Annotated in this window: 15 protein-coding genes; 4 read left to right on the top strand and 11 right to left on the bottom strand. The window is 41.4% G+C overall.

All coding sequences use genetic code 11. From position 1 onward, the window contains the following. Window positions 1-10 precede the first annotated feature (10 nt). Both AAEZ00_RS05820 and rpoE read right to left on the bottom strand, forming a co-directional pair. The gene (locus tag AAEZ00_RS05820) at window positions 11-628 is read right to left on the bottom strand and encodes a sigma-E factor negative regulatory protein (protein ID WP_124012238.1); all 618 of its coding nucleotides are present in this window, start codon (window positions 626-628) and stop codon (window positions 11-13) included. 26 nt (window positions 629-654) lie between these two features. Then, a complete protein-coding gene (gene rpoE / locus AAEZ00_RS05815; RefSeq protein ID WP_011638383.1) occupies window positions 655-1,233 on the bottom strand; it encodes an RNA polymerase sigma factor RpoE in 579 nt (192 codons plus the stop codon). 233 nt (window positions 1,234-1,466) lie between these two features. On the opposite strand from rpoE, the gene nadB reads away from it, so the two are divergent. Further along, a complete protein-coding gene (nadB, locus tag AAEZ00_RS05810; RefSeq protein ID WP_124012239.1) occupies window positions 1,467-3,080 on the top strand; it encodes an L-aspartate oxidase in 1,614 nt (537 codons plus the stop codon). A 35-nt stretch (window positions 3,081-3,115) separates the two neighbouring features. On the opposite strand, the gene AAEZ00_RS05805 is transcribed toward nadB, so the two are convergent. The 5 genes from AAEZ00_RS05805 to nhaA all read right to left on the bottom strand — a co-directional run bounded on the left by AAEZ00_RS05805 (window position 3,116) and on the right by nhaA (window position 6,436). Beyond that, window positions 3,116-3,532 (bottom strand): protein YgfX, encoded by a 417-nt coding sequence (locus AAEZ00_RS05805; protein ID WP_124012240.1) that lies wholly within the window; start codon window positions 3,530-3,532, stop codon window positions 3,116-3,118. A gap of 37 nt (window positions 3,533-3,569) precedes the next feature. After that, entirely contained in the window at window positions 3,570-3,818 is a 249-nt protein-coding gene (locus tag AAEZ00_RS05800) for an FAD assembly factor SdhE (protein WP_101034528.1), read from the bottom strand. A gap of 22 nt (window positions 3,819-3,840) precedes the next feature. Further along, the gene (gene nhaR / locus AAEZ00_RS05795; protein ID WP_124012241.1) at window positions 3,841-4,770 is read right to left on the bottom strand and encodes a transcriptional activator NhaR; all 930 of its coding nucleotides are present in this window, start codon (window positions 4,768-4,770) and stop codon (window positions 3,841-3,843) included. A 105-nt stretch (window positions 4,771-4,875) separates the two neighbouring features. Beyond that, entirely contained in the window at window positions 4,876-5,265 is a 390-nt protein-coding gene (locus AAEZ00_RS05790) for a hypothetical protein (RefSeq protein WP_124012242.1), read from the bottom strand. Beyond that, window positions 5,201-6,436, bottom strand: coding sequence for a Na+/H+ antiporter NhaA (gene nhaA, locus AAEZ00_RS05785; RefSeq protein WP_124012243.1), 1,236 nt, complete (start codon window positions 6,434-6,436; stop codon window positions 5,201-5,203). Before nhaA ends, AAEZ00_RS05790 begins: the two co-directional genes overlap by 65 nt. Window positions 6,437-6,681: 245 nt before the next feature. Between nhaA and AAEZ00_RS05780 the strand changes: the two genes are divergently transcribed. Continuing rightward, the gene (locus tag AAEZ00_RS05780; RefSeq protein WP_101034524.1) at window positions 6,682-7,533 is read left to right on the top strand and encodes a thymidylate synthase; all 852 of its coding nucleotides are present in this window, start codon (window positions 6,682-6,684) and stop codon (window positions 7,531-7,533) included. Window positions 7,534-7,610: 77 nt separating this feature from the next. Here AAEZ00_RS05780 and AAEZ00_RS05775 read toward each other — a convergent pair whose 3' ends face one another. The 3 genes from AAEZ00_RS05775 to rppH all read right to left on the bottom strand — a co-directional run bounded on the left by AAEZ00_RS05775 (window position 7,611) and on the right by rppH (window position 11,283). After that, window positions 7,611-8,411 carry a sulfite exporter TauE/SafE family protein gene (locus AAEZ00_RS05775; RefSeq protein ID WP_124012244.1) on the bottom strand — a complete coding sequence of 267 codons (801 nt, stop codon included), beginning with the start codon at window positions 8,409-8,411 and terminating at the stop codon, window positions 7,611-7,613. A gap of 88 nt (window positions 8,412-8,499) precedes the next feature. Then, window positions 8,500-10,740: a phosphoenolpyruvate--protein phosphotransferase gene (ptsP, locus tag AAEZ00_RS05770; RefSeq protein ID WP_124012245.1), complete on the bottom strand. Its 2,241-nt coding sequence runs from the start codon at window positions 10,738-10,740 to the stop codon at window positions 8,500-8,502. A gap of 24 nt (window positions 10,741-10,764) precedes the next feature. Next, window positions 10,765-11,283 (bottom strand): RNA pyrophosphohydrolase, encoded by a 519-nt coding sequence (gene rppH / locus AAEZ00_RS05765; RefSeq protein WP_101034833.1) that lies wholly within the window; start codon window positions 11,281-11,283, stop codon window positions 10,765-10,767. Window positions 11,284-12,101: 818 nt separating this feature from the next. Here rppH and mutH point away from each other — a divergent pair. Then, complete coding sequence (mutH, locus tag AAEZ00_RS05760; protein WP_124012246.1) at window positions 12,102-12,770, top strand: DNA mismatch repair endonuclease MutH; 669 nt, start codon at window positions 12,102-12,104, stop codon at window positions 12,768-12,770. Between the two features lie 233 nt (window positions 12,771-13,003). Then, on the top strand, window positions 13,004-14,029 hold the full coding sequence (locus AAEZ00_RS05755) for an adenylate/guanylate cyclase domain-containing protein (RefSeq protein WP_232772184.1): 1,026 nt from the start codon (window positions 13,004-13,006) through the stop codon (window positions 14,027-14,029). Window positions 14,030-14,631: 602 nt separating this feature from the next. Here AAEZ00_RS05755 and oxyR read toward each other — a convergent pair. Next, a complete protein-coding gene (oxyR, locus tag AAEZ00_RS05750; protein ID WP_101034519.1) occupies window positions 14,632-15,555 on the bottom strand; it encodes a hydrogen peroxide-inducible genes transcriptional activator OxyR in 924 nt (307 codons plus the stop codon). Window positions 15,556-15,696 lie beyond the last annotated feature (141 nt).

Here is a 15,696-nt window from a genome sequence, read left to right as displayed (position 1 = left end):
TGCCGATGGATTATGGATTTACCGCAGCATCTTGCACGCGATTATCATCAACAGCAACACCTGGGTTTAAACGTTGTTGCAGCATGTGATCTTGAATATAAGAATTAATACGGCGACGCTGTTCTATCACTTGTTGATCAGAATAATTTTGTTGATTTTTCACTGCACCAGTTTGATAACTTACCGGAGACACACTACCCACTAAAGGACGTGTCATTAATACTGGCAATGGTGACTCTGGATCATTACTTTGATCATAGTTTTGTACTCCAACAATGGCAACCATGGCAACCGTTGCAGCAATAGCATATTGGCCAAACTGTTTGAAAAATGGTACCACGTTTGAACCCGATGCAGCTCGCTGTTGTGTTCCAGCTTGCTCGGCTAATTCACTCTGCTTGGCTTGAGGCGCTATAATTGTTGGCTCAAGCTCAATTGCTGCTGCGATGCTAGCAAAAAGGTCTAAGTCAATGGTTGCCGGTGTCTCACCGCGCATTGCATCGCCTATCATGTGATAGCGTTGCCATTCATCATGTGAATCAACGTCAGCAGAAAGTTGTGCCAATGTTTTATCATCAACTTCGCCATCAACTGATGCAGATACCCACTCTTGACTTGATTTAAGCATTATTCACCTATCTAAGATTAAGGCTATTACTTTTCCAGCAAAGGCTGGAGCTGTTTGTCGATTGCTTCTCGAGCACGAAAGATTCGAGATCTTACCGTACCGACGGGACAATCCATTATATTGGCAATATCTTCATAACTCATTCCCTCTAGCTCTCTGAGCGATATGGCCATTTTTAACTCTTCAGGCAGAGTATCGAGCGTATCAAAGATCACTTTACTCATTTGATCTTTCATTAGTAATCGCTCTGGTGATGCAAACTCTTTTAACGCATCACTGCCTTCATAATATTCTGCATCTTCTATATCGACATCGTTTGCAGGTGCTCTGCGCCCTTGCGACGTAAGATGGTTTTTTGCAGTGTTTACCGCAATGCGATACAACCAAGTATAAAATGCACTTTCACCCCGAAAATTGGCTAACGCTCTATAGGCTTTAATAAAGGCTTCTTGTGTCACATCCGCAACATCCGCTTGATTGCGCACATATCTGGAAATTAAACTCATCACTTTATTTTGGTACTTCAGCACTAGCAGGTTAAATGCGTTTTTATCGCCTTGCTGCACTCGCTCAACTAATTGTTGATCACTATATTGTCCACTCATCCGAGCTGACTACTCCTAAATCTGTCACACTGATTACTCAGTCGCTCGAATCCTGTTCATATAAATAGACCTACTGATATGAAGAAAGTTCGATATTGAATTAAAAAAAGTTAATTTATTTTACTTATAAATAAAATATATAAGCAAAATCAAATAAAATACGCTGTAAAAGTACCCTGCTAAAGAAATTTGTTTTACTATGATCAAACCACTAAACCATATCATGATACCTGATGAAACAAGCAGTTGAACACCAATCTGACATTTTGGTCATCGGCAGCGGCGCTGCAGGACTAACTTTAGCACTACATCTTGCTGAAAAATCAAAAGTAATTCTTCTTTCTAAAGGCCCACTATCAGAAGGGTCAACCTTGTACGCCCAAGGTGGAATTGCATCTGTTTTTGATGAAGATGACACAATTGAATCACATGTAAACGACACCTTAATCGCTGGAGCTGGATTATGCGACAAATCTGTAGTGACATACACCGCAGAAAACGCAAAAAGTGCAATGGAATGGTTAATTAATTGTGGTGTCGCATTTGATAAAGAAGAAACCGTTACCGGTGACGATAGCACAGCCCATTATCACTTGACCCGTGAAGGTGGACATAGCCACCGGCGCATTTTACATGCTGCTGATGCCACCGGTAAAGCGGTGCAAATTACATTACAACAACAAGCTATCGATCACCCAAACATACAAGTACTAGAACGTTACAATGCGATTGACTTAATTACCACGCGCAAATTGGCTCGCCCAGGTAACAGGGTGCTTGGTGCTTATGTATGGAATCGTGATGAAGAACATGTTGAAACCATCAGAGCAAAATTTGTTGCGTTAGCAACTGGCGGCAGCTCAAAAGTGTACCAATACACCTCTAACCCCGATATTGCCAGCGGTGATGGTATTGCGATGGCCTGGCGTGCGGGTTGCCGCATCGCCAATATGGAATTTAATCAATTCCATCCGACATGTTTATTTCACCCCAACGCCCGAAACTTCCTATTATCAGAAGCGTTACGCGGTGAAGGTGCGTATTTACGTCGCCCTGATGGCAGTCGTTTTATGCCTGACTTTGACGAACGAGGTGAACTCGCCCCTCGCGATATTGTCGCCCGCGCCATTGATTATGAAATGAAACGCTTAGGATCTGACTGTGTCTATTTAGACATAAGCCACAAACCGGCGGACTTTATCATTAAGCACTTCCCGACCATCCATCAGCGTTGTCTAACATTCGGAATCGATATTACCAAAGATCCTATTCCTGCCGTGCCAGCGGCACACTATACCTGCGGCGGCGTAATGACGGATCTTCATGGTCAAACTGATATTAATGGCTTATATGCCATTGGTGAGGTGGCTTACACCGGCTTACATGGTGCCAATAGACTGGCGAGTAATTCATTACTGGAGTGTTTAGTCTTTGCCCGTGCAGCATCACAAGATATCGAAGGTCTGTTACATAAGATTCCTATGCCTAGTCCAATACCGATGTGGGATGAAAGTCAGGTGACTAACTCTGATGAAGAAGTGGTTATTGCCCATAACTGGCACGAGCTGCGGCTCTTTATGTGGGATTACGTTGGCATAGTGCGCACAGACAAACGTTTAGAGCGGGCACTAAGAAGATGTTTGATGCTTCAGCAAGAAATTGAAGAATATTATTCAAACTTCCGAGTCAGCAATAATCTATTAGAACTGCGTAATTTAGTCCAAGTCGCGGAGTTGATTATTCGATGTGCAATGGAGCGAAAAGAAAGTCGAGGCCTACATTATAACGCAGATTATCCTGATCAAATCGATAATCCTAAACCGACAATATTGCAGCCAAGCCGTTAAACACTATCAAGATTAAACCAGTCTGAATGGCTCAATTATTGGCTCAATAACAGGCGACACAGAGTACGATATGCTGTGTCGTCTACCATATCACTCCACACCAGCAATAGCCGACGCTCTTCGGTTTTAGTGTACTGCAAAAAAATGATGCACAGTAATGGGCTAATAAACGGTTTTTTACAAAGCTTGACGTTATCCGATTGACCCTCAACACCATATAATAAGGTGCCAGCCTGTTTGTTGCCCAGAGACAACAAGCAACGCCAGCGAGACACTCTGCGCCATTCGAAAATGAAAATCAGTATTGTGGCAATAAAAAGTAACGTTTGGATAATTTGGTATATCAGGGAGGGATAACTGGGCCAAGCTAAAAAACTGCTTAACACAACCGCTAATGAGACGATTAACGCCCCACGCTGTAAAAACGAAGCACTCAACGCAAATTGTTGCATTTGAGTGCTCGTGTTGAGCAAGGAGTCAATCGGCGGGTTAAGGTGCTGCTCTTCCACGGACTTTGACTATCATATCAGCTAGCAGTGGATCTTGGCATTGTTCATGCCCCATAAACCAAGCAAATAATTCAGGATCTTCACATTCTAATAAACGAATAAAAGTATTTTTATTTTCGTCTGTCATTGCTTCATATTGGGCTTCAATAAAAGGTTGAAGCAACACATCTAATTCTAACATTCCGCGACGACATGCCCAGCGTACACGCGCTATATTCATTAATTCCAACACAAATCTCCTGATGTCAATATCACAAGCTAGTTATACGGTTGCCTAAATCTTTTATGGACTGATCTCGTCCAGCAAATAGATCACTAAAATCCGTTGCCAGCAATGACTTTACCGCCGGATGTTGGATCATTCGCTCGGCGAACATCACATGGTATTCTTCTTTTATATCGGTTGTTTCACCAAGTAATACCATACCTTGTGACAGTATATCATGACGATAAATAGACGGCGCAACAAAAATACCTCGATTAAAATAACCGAAAGCTTTCATCATTTCTGCATCGTCAAACTCGCCTAAAATACTCACATTAAGATTTTTTTCGGCGAACCAACCATGTAATTGTTGTCCCAATGACGTTCGTTTACCCGGGATCAGTAATTTTCGCTGTTCAAGACAATCAGGAAACGGTAATGAGATAGGTTCAGCAGAGAAGAAGCTCACACCGCACTCACCTAGTTTTTTCGACAAAATCTCAGGAAACTTCAATGAAGCGCCAGCACAATCCGATAAAATCATATCCAGTTTATGCTCACGTAAACGCTCAATAAGGCTATCGTGAGTTGATTCATAACACGCTAAATTTACCGAACCATCGTTAGGAATAACGGTTAACAACACTCGACTCACTAAGGCCTTAGACAATGCATCAGCAATCCCTACCTCGAACAACAATGAATTATCTTTTTGATAATTAAGGATATCGAGCATTTCATAGCTAAGGCTAAACATCTTATCGGCATAACGAAAGACTAACTCGCCCAGTTCAGTGGCCTCCAAGTTACGTCCTACACGTTTAAAAACCGCCCCTTTCAATCTTTGTTCCAATGAGCGTATCTGACCCGTAATCGTCTGAGGAGCAAGGCATAATACTTCAGCGGCTTTAGTCACAGAGCCTTTCTTTTGCACCATCCAAAAATAATATAAATGGTTATAATTTAAATGCTGCATAGTAATAAATAACCTAACAAAATCACTACAACCAAATATGATTGATTAAAAATAATATTGAACAATACGCAGTGTCTATGCGGCGTATTGTTCAATACATAAACCTTACTGTTGGCTAGGGCGACAATCTAATAAGCTGTTAATCACTGACTCCAGTTCGTCACTGTTAGTAACATTGTTCAGTGAGACTTGTTCCGCTAATGCCGAAACGATTTCTGACTTCACCGGAACATGGCTGGAACAATAATTTAAATACGCTTTTTGATAACGTTTCCCTGCCCGAAACTTTAATGCTCTGGAGGCATAATCATTGGGATCAATTCGATTTGCGGTCGCATCATTGCGATACATTAATGCCCCATCAACCACACCTTCAAGATAACTTTGACAGGTTAATGATTCTGGTGATTGCTGACACACGTTAAATGAATCAGCCAATGTTGGCATCGACATCATGGTCACAAACAGACCCGATATTACAGTCACTTTTTTCATGATAACTCTCCTTTTTAGGCAGTACCTTAGCCAACCAAAAATAACCAATCACCGCCGCAAATAATGACCCAGTTAAAATCCCTAACCTTGCATAGTCACCAAATGCAGCAGGTGAATGTTCAAATGCTAAGGAAGCAATAAACACCGACATGGTAAATCCGATCCCACACATAACGGCAACAGGCGTAATGTGTCTCCAGCCAATTCCCGGAGGTAACTCAGCGAGTTTCAGTTTTACCGCTAAATAACTAAATAAAAGCACCCCAGCAGGCTTACCTAACAACAGACCAATGATGATCCCTAGCGTAATAGGTTCCGCAAATGAACTCAATGACATATTCGTTAATGACAAACCAGCATTAGCAAAAGCAAACACAGGCAGGATCATAAAGGTGCTCCATGGGTGTAAGCTATGCTCTAGCGACTCAGAAGGAGATGAACCATCTTTAGCACGAAGTGGAATACAAAACGCAATAATTACGCCGGCCAATGTCGCATGTACTCCAGATTTCAATACCGCAACCCATAAAATAAAACCAAGTAAACCGTAAGGCAGGATCGAACTGACCCCTTTTCTGTTCAGTGCGATCATAAGCACAATCGACACCGCGGCAATAATCAAACTTAGCATGGATAAATCAGTACTGTAAAACAGCGCAATAATCACAATCACCCCGAGATCATCAATAATTGCCAGCGCCAACAAAAACACTTTTAACGCCACCGGAACTCGGCTGCCAAGTAATGCCATAATACCTAGAGCAAAGGCGATATCTGTGGCAGCAGGAATAGCCCATCCGATCTGAGTATCGGGGTTAGAGTAGTTAAATGCCAAGTAAAATAATGCCGGAAATACCATGCCACCGATAGCAGCAATGCCGGGTAAGGATGCCTTTGCCACACTCGACAACGCCCCTTCAAGTAGTTCGCGCTTCACTTCTAAGCCGATTAATAAAAAGAATAATGCCATCAAGCCATCGTTAATCCACAGTAAAAGTGGCTTATCGATGTCAAGATCACCTACTCGAAGCTGTACTTCTGTGCCTAAGAAACCTTGATATACGTCAGCTAAAGGTGAATTGGCGAAAATCATCGCCAATGCCACTGCGATCATTAATAAAATGCCACCAGCAGACTCTTGGCTTAAGAAGTTTTTAATTGTACGTTCCATATAACACTCCTAAAAAACAATCGCTCAGTCTATAGAGAAAACTCAAACAATAATAATCGATTCTTTCTTGATGTTACCTCGGAATTACCGAGGTAACAAGCTGCAATAAGACGGTTTCCCGTCTTATTGTAAGTAATGCTGACATGGTGATGCTTAATTCTGATTAACGCGTTATCTACAGATTAGGTCGTGTTAATTAACCATCATTTGGGTATAATCTCGAAAAGAGAAAAGGATTTAAATACATGAAACAATATCTAGATCTGTGCCAGCGTATTGTCGATGAAGGCGAATGGGTCAATAATGCTCGCACTAACAAAAAATGCTTAACCGTGATAAATGCAGATCTCGTTTATGATGTTGCAAACAATCAATTTCCGTTAGTCACCACACGTAAAAGCTTCTGGAAATCGGCCATCGCAGAGGTCCTTGGTTATTTACGCGGTTATCAAAATGCTGCCGATTTTAGAGCATTAGGCACTAAAACATGGGATGCCAATGCCAATCTAAACCAAGCTTGGCTAGATAACCCAAACCGCAAAGGGCCCGACGATATGGGGCTCATTTATGGCGCTTTAGGACGTGCATTTCCAAAACATGATGGTGGCCACGTCGATTTACTGCAACAAATCGTCGATGATTTAACTAATGGCATAGACAATCGCGCTGAGATTTTAACCTTCTTTCACCCAGGCGCATTTGACCTAGGTTGCTTGCGTCCATGCATGTACGAGCATCACTTTTCATTACTCGGTGATACCCTGTATCTCAATAGTACCCAGAGAAGCTGTGATGTCCCTCTAGGATTGAATTTCAACATGGTACAAGTCTATGTATTGTTGGCTTTAATGGCCCAAATAACGGGTCATAAGCCCGGTAAGGCATACCATAAAATTGTTAACGCTCATATTTACGAAGATCAACTTGTCTCAATGCGGGATATTCAGCTTAAACGTGAGCCCTTTGCCTCTCCTAAGTTGATAATTAATCCAAAGATTAAAACCCTAAAAGACATTGAAACCTGGGTGACCTTAGCTGATTTTAGCGTTGAAGGTTACGAGCATCACGACGCCATTAAGTATCCTTTCGCGGTGTAATAACGGCGTTATTAATTAATAAAAAAACGCCTTTGCTCAAATACTTGAACAAAGGCGTGTCTATAACCTGACTGAGGTTAACTCAATAACAGTTTCAATCCCACTACGACTAACAAACCAGCAAAGATCTTTTTCAATACTGGTGTTGGCCAAGTGCTTGCCGCTTTTACGCCCATAGGCGCACACAGCATTGAGCTAATAATAATCCCGATTAATGCCGGTAGATAAATAAACCCTACCGAACCCTCAGGTAAATTGGGGACATCAAAGCCCGCAATGATATAGCCAATGGTACCGGATACCGCGATAAGCATTCCGGTAGCCGATGAAAACCCCACAGCTTGGCGCATTTGTAAACCGCAATAGCTCAAGAATGGCACCAGTAATACCCCACCACCAATGCCCATTAAGCCAGCAATTAACGCGATCGCCGTTGAGATGGTTAATAACACGGCAAAACTAGGCAGACTGCCACCTGTTTTGACTTTAAACGGAAACGCCATTTGTGCTGCCATTAACACGACAAAAATAGCGAAAGTCTGTTGTAAATCATCCGATGCAATTTGTTCAGAAACAAATGCCGATGCTAACGATCCAATAACAATGCCAGGGAAAATAGGCTTAAACAATTCCCAAGGTATATTACCGCGTTTGTGATGCGCAGCAGCTGAAGACATTGAGGTTAAAATAATTGATGCCAGTGATGTAGCGATAGCAACATGAGTGATTTGTGTCGAATCGATCCCGACTGAGGGCAAAATGTACAAGAGTGCAGGCACAATAATTAACCCGCCACCAATACCTAACAACCCAGCTAAAAAACCCACTACGGAACCTAAAACAAGGCAAATTAAAAATACCTGCAGCAAACTATCCACGATGACATCCTTAAAAATGACGTTTGACTATATTATCAACCATACGAAAGATCATCTAAGCATTTCCCAACCCGCTCCAATCGTATGACTAATCTATGTTAACTAAATCTGATAAATCATGTTTTCGCAAGAAATGTGCTAATAACCCTCGAACCTGGTTACCCGTTGACTGTTGTAAAATAGACTCCAACAACTCAGTTAATTCTTGTTTTGATACTCGTCTAAGTAAAAAATTTATTCTGGCTAAGCTGCCCTGGTTCATACTGAGTTTGTTATAACCCATTGCCACCAAAAGTAATGCACCATAAGGCTCACCAGCAAGTTCGCCACAAACACTCACATCCAAGTCATACTGTTTACACTCATCGACGGCTCGTTTAAGGGCTCGAAGAATACCAGGATGATAGCTATCAAATAGTGAACTCACACTAGGATTATTACGATCGACGGCCAGTAAATATTGGGTTAAATCGTTACTGCCAACCGATACGAAGTCGACCCGCTTCGCCACATCTTGCAACTGATACAATAATGCGGGTACTTCAAGCATAACGCCGACTTGAGGCCTAACCAAACGGGTATTTAATTCTTGGTTTAGTTCAGTAAACGCTTGCTCTAAATAACTTAATGTTTGATCTATTTCATCGAGATTACTGACCATTGGCAGTAATATTTTCAATTGATTGCCATTGCCAGCGGCTTGCAACATCGCACGCAATTGCACTAAAAATAACTCAGGATGATCAAGAGATAAACGAATACCACGCCAACCTAAAAACGGATTGTCTTCTTTAATCGGAAAATACGGCAACGGTTTATCGCCGCCTACATCCAAAGTACGCATCACAACAGGTCTATCACCTGCTGCACTTAATACTTGACGATATACATTGATTTGCTCTCTTTCGCTTGGAAAGCGTTGATGCAACATAAAGGGGATTTCGGTTCGATACAGCCCAATACCATCAGCACATTCAGCGATTTCAGAATCAATACCACTCAATAGTCCAGCATTGAGATATAAATGTATCCGCTCACCATCTGTGGTTACAGAAGGTAGACTCAACTCCGCAGAAAATTGTTTTTGCTTTTCGACATCTGCATCGATCAGTAGTTGGTACTCTTCAATCACTGCAGGCGATGGCGACACCAATAACTGACCACGATTGGCATTCAGAACTAATAGCTTTTGATCAATATCTACTGATAAAACATCATCAACACCAACAATGGCTGGTACACCCAGCGCACGCGCTAAAATGGCCGCATGGGCATTAACGCCACCACGCTCAGTAACAATACCCGCCAGCTTTTGACGAGGAAACTCAGCCAGTAAAGTGGCATCCACCTCTTTGGCGACTAAAATTACCGGTTTTTCAGGCTCTAATACTAACCTGCCTGGCTCTATAAGCTGTCGTAGTAGCTTTTGCCCAAGTTCGCGAATATCGCTTGCGCGTTCTTTTAGATAAGGATCTTCCATCTCTAGAAACTGTTGGATATAGCGTAATGAAACCCGGCTTACTGCAGACTCAGCCTGCCAACCTAAAGCGACTTCACGGGCATATTCGCCACCAAGGCTAGAATCATCCAACAGTAACTGAAATGCGGTAAAAATAGACGCAACATCAGCCGATTTTTCTTGTTCGAATCGTTGCGAAATTGACGACAGGATGTCTTTACAACGCTGCATAGCCGACTTTAAGCGCTGAATCTCAACATCAATATTGGCACAAGCCACCTCGGCTTGTTCCAATGAAATAACACCACCTAATACCAGGCCATGAGCAATCGCAATACCACTAGATGCATTAATACCACTGAAAACAACTTGTTGTTGTACACTGGTATTTGACGCTTTGTGCTTCAAACTGCGCACAATCACTGCGAGTTGAGCGGCTAAGGTCATTAAAAATGCTTCTTCGCTTTCACTGAACTGACGGGCTTCAGGTTGCTGTACGACAATAACGCCGACAAGCTGTTTTTGAAAAATAATCGGCACAGCCAAAAATGCGCGATATTCTTCTTCTGCTGCTTCGGGAAATAATTTAAAACGAGGATGAATACGTGCATCAGCGAGATTGATAGCTTCTTCACGTTCTGCAACTAAGCCGACTAAGCCTTCTGATATTGGCATGCTGACTCTGCCCACAGCAGATTGTTGTAACCCTTCAGTGGCCGATAAGACAAGATTTTGTTTTTCAAGGATATAAATAGAACAGCAATGGGTCTCCATTGCTAATCGAGTTTGTGACACTAATATATTTAATGCACTTTCAAGGCTGCTTGCTCTGGCAACAGCTTGAGTGATATCCCTGAGCATATTTAACACTGTTCCAATCCTCTTTGAAATCAGTTAACTCCGTTGTTTGCTTCGTTTTTTACTAAACTCGCGCGTTTGTAGCGCTAATGTCGTCGATGCGAACTCTTTCATTACTTTTCTATATACGTCGCGTTTAAAAGACACTACCTGACGAACAGGATACCAATAACTGACCCAACGCCAATCATCAAACTCAGGATGACCAGAAGAATTCAAGTTAATGGTATTATCGTGACCTTTCAATTGTAGTAAAAACCATTTCTGTTTTTGGCCAATGCAAACAGGTTTGCTTTCTTGGCGAACCAAACGCTTAGGTAAACGATATCGTAACCAAGAACGAGTGGACATTAGAATTTGAACATGTTCAGGTCTGAGTCCCACTTCTTCGTAAAGCTCTCGATACATGGCTTCTTCTGGTGACTCGCCATCATCTAACCCACCTTGTGGAAACTGCCATGAATGCTGACCAAAACGTCTGGCCCACATAACTTGTCCAAATTTATTACAGATAATGATGCCCACATTTGCGCGAAAGCCGTCGCTATCAATCACATGGACTCCGAAAATAGCAATTTTTATATCGTCTGATTGTTTCACAAAGCATGCCTATCGGCAAACCTCTATTTACTGTGGATAATTGAATAACAATGTTAATAAGTCAGAATTATCAACAATTGATTAAAGCCACTCTGTGGATTATCCACAAAATCTGTGGATATCTCTGTTCGAAACTTTAGTGAGGCTTGATAACAGGGTAAAAAACCATTGAGATTTTTTTAAGAAAAACAGCACATAACTATAAATAAAACTATATTAACAATGATTTATAAATATTTACAAACTATCAAAATATCCGATCGCCACTATCGTACAAAAAACATACAAGCCTAATTAAGATAGGTAATCACTCATTTAGCAACTTAAGTTATACACAAATAACAAGGCTTATTTTAAATTAAACCCCTTAAAAAGCCATTTTATTGCGTTGACTTGGTGTTTTTAATCAGTTAAAGACACATTTTATGACAGTTATCCATTAAATCTGTGGATAAGTATGTGTGAAATACAGGGGGAAAATGAGTGTAACTCGGGACAAGTATATTAAAAAAACAACGACACATTAAAAATATAATATTAAACAGTAACTTGGAACTAAATTCAATCAAGCTGTTTGAAGTGACCAATAATAGTTTACTTTATAACCTGCTCGTGGATAATTCACTAAACTTATTATAAATTAATAACCTTGTATAAATTTATGACCTTTTTATACATTAACTAAACTTGGTATCGATGAATATTACTTGATAGCATAACCTGTTGATTTTGATTGTCGACTAATCCATTTACCCAGAGGCAAAGACTCATTCATGGCTAAATCATCGCCCTTAAATCTTAGCGAATTAATGGAAAGAGCGCACAACATGGCAGGTATTCGTTTAGCTGACATCGCAGCCGATAATCGTATATTGGTGCCGGTGGATTTACGCCGAGATAAAGGTTGGGTGGGCCAACTTATTGAATCTGAATTAGGGGCGCTCGCGGGATCAAAACCTGAGCAAGACTTTCTCCATTTAGGGGTTGAACTCAAAACGATCCCTATCGGTCATAAAGGCAAACCACTTGAAACCACTTATGTCACAGTCGCACCACTGACAAACATTCAGGGTATGACCTGGGAAAACAGTGTGGTTTATCATAAACTGCAGCGGGTTTTATGGATACCGGTTGAAGGGGAGCGAAGCATTCCGGTGGGAGATCGTCGTATAGGTACCCCCATACTGTGGCAACCCAACACTAAACAAGCCAAACAATTACAACAAGATTGGGAAGAGATAATGGAGCTCATTGCGCTAGGTCAGGTTGATAAAATTACCGCGCGTCAGGGTGAAGTACTTCAATTACGTCCAAAAGCAGCTAATAGTCAAATACTCACCGAAAGCATCGCCGAAGACGGCAGTATTCAATTATCAAACCCCCGAGGGTTTTATCTCAAAATTGATTTTACTCAACAGATTTTAACCAATGCATTTTCATAATCTGTTGCGATAACAATCCTTGGTATTGTTAGCAATATTGGAAAAAGATTGCGTTAGAGCACTTATTTTTTCACTTCTATTGATCTAAATCACAAATAAACTATCACATGTAAGTAAAACTTCTATAGACTACCACCCTTATATACTAGGTCATTTAGGCAACCACATACTCCGTGAAAGCACGCCGTCAAACTCAAAAATTATTGTTCGCTATTTTTGCCTGGTGTGTAGCAATGGCTTCTTTCGTTTTTTTTCGCTACTCACAGTCATCGCAGTTGCCCGAATGGGCTATTGGTAACGCTGATTTAGCCACACTAGCAATATTTATGGGGTTTATATTTGGCAGTTTGCATTGGATGTCGAATTTAATTGCAGACTTTAGCGCCATCAGCCGCCTACCTTATCTGTTCTCCGTCGTGTTTAAAGGGTTATTTTTACTACTCGGCGCGACCACATTGGCCTATGTCACTCAGTTTTTAAATATGTGGGCGATTGAAAACCACATGTTAACGTTACGGCAAATGATCACCGTCCACATTATTTACAGCCCATCGTTTCAGGCGTTAGTGGTGTATCTTGTCGTGGTGCGGGTCGGATTAGCTTTTATTGAACAAATGTCACTCTTGGTTGGCCCCAAAGTATTACTTAATATTGGCTTGGGTAAATACCACAAACCACGTTACGAGCAACAATTGTTCTTATTTATTGATATGGTGTCATCCACGGCCCACGCAGAGACCTTAGGTGATTATCGTTTTAGTCGTTTAATTCAAGATAGCTTCAGTTTGCTCGCGGACACGGTGACAGATAATGAAGCTGAAATTTACCGCTATATGGGCGATGCCGTATTAATTCACTGGCCGTTAGAACAAGGCATTAAACAAGATAGGTGCATGAATATCTATTTTGAGTTTTGTCAGCAGTTACAGTGGCAAAGACAGTATTTTGAACAGCAATATGGGTTTGTGCCTAAATTCAAATCTGCTGCACATTGTGGTCAAGTGGTAGCCGCGGTGGTTGGCGTACATAAACAAGAAATTAGCTTTTTTAGTGATGTCCTTAATACCTTGGCGCGGCTACAAGATCAATGTAATCCATTAGGTCAAAGGATGTTGTTATCAGGAGATGTGGTGCATCGGCTTGAGCAACAAAACAGCAAATATAAGCTCACTGACTTAGGCCCAATAATACTTAAAGGTAAGCAACTTCCTACTCAAGTCTATGGTGTTGCCCCGATACAGTCCAATCCCCCTCGTTAAGGTGAGTTAATCTCAACTCGCGACATTGAACGGTTATCAAACGGCCTAAGCTTGTGTAAATAGGGTTACGTTACCGCCATCACTTATAACCGACAGACGCTTGTTAATGCACCTTGTTTGCAGACAATGACAGTTTGCTAAACAAGACCTACCACTGTGCTGATGTTGCTAACATTTTCCCACCTATCACCTTACATAGAGGTTAATTAACCTCAACTCGGCATAATAAACAGTTATCAAACGGCCCAAGGTTGCGTGAAGAGAGTTTAGGTTACTGCAATCACTTATACCGACAGACGCTTGTTAATGCACCTTGTTTGCAGACAATGAAAGTTTGCTAAACAAGACTTGCCACTGTGCTGATGTCGATAACATTCACCACCTATCCCCTCGCGTTGAGGTTAATTAACCTCAACTTGGCATAATAAACGGTTATCAAATGCTCTTAGCCCTGCTCTGTGCATAGACTTATGGGTAAAAGATATCCGTTGATGGGGCTTTTAACCCCTGGGTGCGCCTTGTTAGTAAAACAACTGGCCAGTGTGATATTGAGACTGTAAATAAACCTTTTGTTATCGACTTATCCCATGTCTCAACCCTAGTTAATGTTTGTTCGGTAATGATTGTGCGAGCAGTTTTTGCTGTATCGCTAGGCCTAAGGTTCTAAACGTTGAAATCCGGCTAGTCGTTTGTCGCCAAACCAATCCAATCTCACGATAGGGTGCCTCACCCGGTGGATCCATTGCGACAAGATCTGTGTCGGTTAAAATCCCGGTATCAATTGCCATTTGCGGTAAAAAAGTGGTCCCCAGTTTGCTGTTTACCATCTGCACTAAAGTGTGCAAACTCGTGGCAGCAAATGGATTGATTTTAGCGCTATTACCAAGCTGACAAGCCGTTATCGCGTGTCCGGTAATACAATGTTCTGCTTGCAGTAAAAAAATACTTTCATCGGGCATTTTTTGATAATCAATCGGTTGCAAAAATTGTTGCGATACCTCTTTATGCATTACTATTTTAAATGGATCGATACCGACTTTCATGCTGTGAAAACCACTTGTGTCGACAGGTAAAGCGAGTATCAATAGATCTAACTCCCCTTTTGCTAACGCTCCTAATAAGCGTTCAGTTGTGTCTTCTTTTAATAACAAACTGAGTTTAGGGTAGTCTTGCTGACATAACTTGACCACTCGACTGAGTAAAAAAGGTGCGATAGTCGGAATACACCCTAAGCGGACCTCACCGGTCATAGGTTCACCTTGATTTTTAACCAATTCTACTAAATCATCAACATTAGTTAAAATACTTCGAGCACGTTCCACCACCTGTTCACCGATGGCGGTAAACATAAACGATTTATGGTCGCGTTCAATTAACTGATAACCCAGTTGCTCTTCAAGATTTTGAATGCCGCTAGATAGTGTAGATTGACTGACAAAACACATTTTGGCTGCGCGATTAAAATTCTGTTCTTGGTGTAAATGAACCAAGTAATAAAGGTTTTTGAGGCTTGGAAGATTTTTCATATAAACGATTGCCCTTATCTATTTTAATTCAAATAGTGAATTAAAACGGGCGAAATAACAAGACGTCTATGTGTAATAGTCAATAGACGCCCATAAAAAATGCCTCTTTAATAAGAGGCATTTCAAAAAAGCGCTTTTAGG

The organism is Shewanella sp. S1-49-MNA-CIBAN-0167, from assembly GCF_040310145.1.
In the GTDB taxonomy this organism is placed as follows: Bacteria; Pseudomonadota; Gammaproteobacteria; order Enterobacterales; family Shewanellaceae; genus Shewanella; species Shewanella psychromarinicola.
Note: the sequence above shows the minus strand (reverse complement) of the source record. Positions and strands in the feature narration are given on the sequence as shown.

Bases quoted from the DNA above. Each gene is read 5' to 3' on its own strand.
- nhaR (WP_124012241.1), bottom strand. From the start codon at position 4,770: ATGCAGCATTTAAATTATAACCATTTATATTATTTTTGGATGGTGCAA.
- AAEZ00_RS05805 (WP_124012240.1), bottom strand. From the start codon at position 3,532: ATGCAACAATTTGCGTTGAGTGCTTCGTTTTTACAGCGTGGGGCGTTA.
- AAEZ00_RS05780 (WP_101034524.1), top strand. From the start codon at position 6,682: ATGAAACAATATCTAGATCTGTGCCAGCGTATTGTCGATGAAGGCGAA.
- AAEZ00_RS05820 (WP_124012238.1), bottom strand. From the start codon at position 628: ATGCTTAAATCAAGTCAAGAGTGGGTATCTGCATCAGTTGATGGCGAA.
- AAEZ00_RS05755 (WP_232772184.1), top strand. From the start codon at position 13,004: ATGGCTTCTTTCGTTTTTTTTCGCTACTCACAGTCATCGCAGTTGCCC.
- AAEZ00_RS05790 (WP_124012242.1), bottom strand. From the start codon at position 5,265: ATGAAAAAAGTGACTGTAATATCGGGTCTGTTTGTGACCATGATGTCG.
- nadB (WP_124012239.1), top strand. From the start codon at position 1,467: ATGAAACAAGCAGTTGAACACCAATCTGACATTTTGGTCATCGGCAGC.
- rpoE (WP_011638383.1), bottom strand. From the start codon at position 1,233: ATGAGTGGACAATATAGTGATCAACAATTAGTTGAGCGAGTGCAGCAA.
- nhaA (WP_124012243.1), bottom strand. From the start codon at position 6,436: ATGGAACGTACAATTAAAAACTTCTTAAGCCAAGAGTCTGCTGGTGGC.
- mutH (WP_124012246.1), top strand. From the start codon at position 12,102: ATGGCTAAATCATCGCCCTTAAATCTTAGCGAATTAATGGAAAGAGCG.
- oxyR (WP_101034519.1), bottom strand. From the start codon at position 15,555: ATGAAAAATCTTCCAAGCCTCAAAAACCTTTATTACTTGGTTCATTTA.